The following is a 3,208-nucleotide window of genomic DNA, read 5'->3' as shown; positions in this document are numbered from 1 at the left end:
CGAAATCGCCTCGACCGAAGCCCGCCGGCGACCACTCTCGGCCCTCCAGGCCTGAAGCGGATTTCTTGCCCAGTCTCTCCGCTCCATCCGGGCTACGAACTGTCACCCCACCCCGGTGCGGGCCTTCGGCGCGCCCCGACCCTCCCCCTCCAGGGGAGGGTGCGACGACCGGCGCGATGCCGCGCCGAAGCCTTACATCTTCACCGGATACACCGGCTTCTCGCCGGACAGCACGCGGGCGACGTCGCTGGCGCACTTGGTCTCGAGCTCCAGGAGCGCCTCGACCGAGTAGAAGCCGGTGTGCGGGGTCAGCACCACGTTGTCGCGGCCGATCAGGGCCGAATCCTTCGGCAGCGGCTCGGTGGTGACGACGTCGAGGCCGGCGGCCGCGACCTTGCCGGAATCGAGCGCGCGGATCAGCGCCGCCTCGTCGATCAGCGGACCGCGTGCCGTGTTCACGATCATCACACCGGGCTTCATCTTGGCGAAGGCGGCGTCGTTCACCAGGCCGCGCGTCTCCGGCATCAGCGGCGCGTGCACCGAGATCAGGTCCGAGCGGGCATAGAGCTCGTCCATCGACACGCTCTCGACACCCGCCTTGTCGAACATCTCCTTCGGCAGGAAGGGATCGGAGGCGATCACCTTGAAGCCGAAGGCCTGCGCCTTGGGCGCGAGATTGCGCGGGATTCCGCCGAAGCCGATCAGCCCGAGCGTCAGCGTGTTGAAGCGGCGCAGCGGCACGACCACCGGCATCTTCCACTCGCCGCCGTGCACCGACTTGTTGGCCAGCGGAATTTTGCGCGCGATCGACAGCAGCAGGGCCATCGCGTGGTCGGAGACCTCGTGCAGGCAGTAGTCCGGCACATAAGTGACCACGATGCCGAGATCCTTTGCGGCCGGGATGTCGATGTTGTCGACGCCGAGGCCGAAGCGGCCGATCACCTTGAGCTTCTTGCACTCGCGCAGGAGCTCGCCGGGCAGCTTGGCGTAGGTGACGAGGATGCCGTCGGCATCGCGCGCCACCGCCAGGATGTCCTCGGCCGAGGGGCTCTTGGCCTGGACCACCTCGGGATCGATGCGGGCCAGGGCCTCCTTGGCGGGATCGAGCGACGGAAACGGGCTGTCGGTGACGACGATCTTGAACTTGCTCATGCTCGGCTCCGGACGTGACGGTCTCGTGGCTTCACCCGGTCGCGCCGGGTCGTGCGTGGCCGGGGCTCAGGTGACCGGCCCGGCGAAATCGAACGGATTGGGCGGCGTCTCGCCGCGCGCCAGCGCGATCGCGTTGAGGGCGACGATGCGGGCCATCTCGGTGCGGAGATCGACGACGGCGCTGCCGAGATGCGGGGTGAGCACCACGTTGCTCATCGCCAGCAGCTCGGCCGGCACCTGCGGCTCGTGCTCGAACACGTCGAGCCCGGCGCCCGCGATGGTGCCGTTCTGCAACGCCGCGATCATCGCCGGCTCGTCGACGATCGGGCCGCGCGACGTGTTGACGAAATAGGCGGTCGGCTTCATCAGCGCGAACTCGCGCGCGCCGATCGAATGCAGGGTGTCGTCGCGCAGCGGCGAATGCACCGAGACGATGTCGGATTCCTTCAGCAGCTCGTCGACCGAGGCGTAGACGAGCTCCCATTCGCGCTCCTCCGCCTCCGGTTTTCGCCGCGGTGTGGAATAGAGCACCCGCATGTCGAAGCCCTGGCAGCGGCGGGCGACCAGCTTGCCGATGCGGCCGCCGCCGCCGATCAGGCCGATGGTCTTGCCGGTGACGCCGAGGCCGGCCAGATAGTTCGACTGGCCCCCCGGATAGATGCCGGCGCGCAGCAGGCGGTCGCCCTCCAGCACCCGGCGGGCACAGGCCAGGATCAGCGCCATCGCCATGTCGGCCGTCGCCTCGCTCACCATCGGCGGGATGACGGTGAGCGGGATGTTCCGCCTCTCCATCGCGCGGACGTCGATGTCCTGCGGATGGATCGCCATGGCGGCGATGCCCTTGAGCGCCGGGTTCGCCGCGATCACGTCGGCGTCGACCTTGTCGTGCATCAGGCAGAACAGCACGTCGGAGCGCTTGACCGCCTCGATCAGCGAGGCCTTGGCGATCGGCGACGTGGCGTCGGGATGGACCTCGACATCGGCCACGGCGCGCATCATCTCGACCGCGCTCTCGGCGATGGGCTGGGTGACGAAGATCCGGGGGCGCATGCGTGCATCCGTTGCGACAGGAACGACGGTCGCGGCGCGACCTTCGAAAGGACGACGACGGCGGTGCGACGGGGTCGCGGCAGCAACCGGAGTCGAAGGACGGTGTCGAACAAGGAAACCGAGACGACGAGACGCGAGACCAATCTGGAGACGCCAGACGGTCTAGCCCGGCCGAGGCGCGCGGGCGGCTCCATCCGGGCGAGGCCGCGACTCTAACGAGGCGATTCCACGTTTAGAAGCCCGCCTCCCGCATATGCTCCCCCTCGGAAACGCAACTCAGGCCGCGCCGGGTGCGCCCGGCTGACGCAGCGGATGTGCAGTTGCGAAGGCTTCGACCGCACTGCACGCTTCGGCGATCCGGCGCACCGTGGGAAACGAAGTCGTATCCACCTCGTAGAAGCCGGCGCCGGCGACCTGACTGACCAGGCAGATGTCGGCCAGCGTCACGGTGTCGCCGTGACAGAAGCGCCCGGTCTCGCTCTCGCCGGCGAGCCGCGTCTCCAGCGCGACGAGGGCGGTGCGGACCCAGTGGCGGCACCACTGCGTGCGGTCCGCCTCCGGGATGCCGAGCTCGTTCTCCAGATACTCGCGCACGCGCGGCACCATCAGCGGATGGGCGTCGGCCGCCACCATCAGCGCGAGGCTGCGCACCCGCGCGCGGCCGCGCGGAGCGGCCGGCAGCAGCGGCGGCTGCGGCCGCGTCTCGTCCAGATACTCGATGATGGCGAGCGACTGCACCAGCGGCGGCCCGTCGCCGTCCACCAGCGCCGGCAGCGCATGCATGGGATTGACGGCCGCGTAGGCGTCGCCGTGCTGATCGCCCTTGGTGAGGTCGATGGTGACGATCTCGTCCGGCACCACCCCCTTGAGCGCCATCGCGATGCGCACCCGATAGGTCGCGAGAGACCGCCAGAACGAATAGAGCTTTACGGCCATGTGATCCTCCCTCGATTTTTTGGTTCCTTGACCCTCCCCTGGGGGGAGGGCCGGGGCGCGCGCATCAGCG

Annotated in this window: 3 protein-coding genes; all 3 read right to left on the bottom strand. The window is 68.9% G+C overall.

The genetic code is table 11. From position 1 onward, the window contains the following. Positions 1–192: 192 nt before the first annotated feature. Positions 193–1,152: a C-terminal binding protein gene (locus tag CH341_RS29915; RefSeq protein ID WP_111423078.1), complete on the bottom strand. Its 960-nt coding sequence runs from the start codon at positions 1,150–1,152 to the stop codon at positions 193–195. Between the two features lie 66 nt (positions 1,153–1,218). Next, positions 1,219–2,202, bottom strand: a complete 984-nt coding sequence (locus tag CH341_RS29910) for a 2-hydroxyacid dehydrogenase (RefSeq protein WP_111423075.1) — start codon at positions 2,200–2,202, stop codon at positions 1,219–1,221. A gap of 276 nt (positions 2,203–2,478) precedes the next feature. Next, the gene (maiA, locus tag CH341_RS29905; RefSeq protein WP_111423073.1) at positions 2,479–3,138 is read right to left on the bottom strand and encodes a maleylacetoacetate isomerase; all 660 of its coding nucleotides are present in this window, start codon (positions 3,136–3,138) and stop codon (positions 2,479–2,481) included. Between the last annotated feature and the right edge of the window lie 70 nt (positions 3,139–3,208).

Source organism: Rhodoplanes roseus (assembly GCF_003258865.1).
In the GTDB taxonomy this organism is placed as follows: Bacteria; Pseudomonadota; Alphaproteobacteria; order Rhizobiales; family Xanthobacteraceae; genus Rhodoplanes; species Rhodoplanes roseus.
The sequence above is the reverse complement of the archived record's forward strand: the minus strand, read 5'-3'. Positions and strand labels throughout refer to the sequence as shown.

Bases quoted from the DNA above. Each gene is read 5' to 3' on its own strand.
- maiA (WP_111423073.1), bottom strand. From the start codon at position 3,138: ATGGCCGTAAAGCTCTATTCGTTCTGGCGGTCTCTCGCGACCTATCGG.
- CH341_RS29915 (WP_111423078.1), bottom strand. From the start codon at position 1,152: ATGAGCAAGTTCAAGATCGTCGTCACCGACAGCCCGTTTCCGTCGCTC.
- CH341_RS29910 (WP_111423075.1), bottom strand. From the start codon at position 2,202: ATGCGCCCCCGGATCTTCGTCACCCAGCCCATCGCCGAGAGCGCGGTC.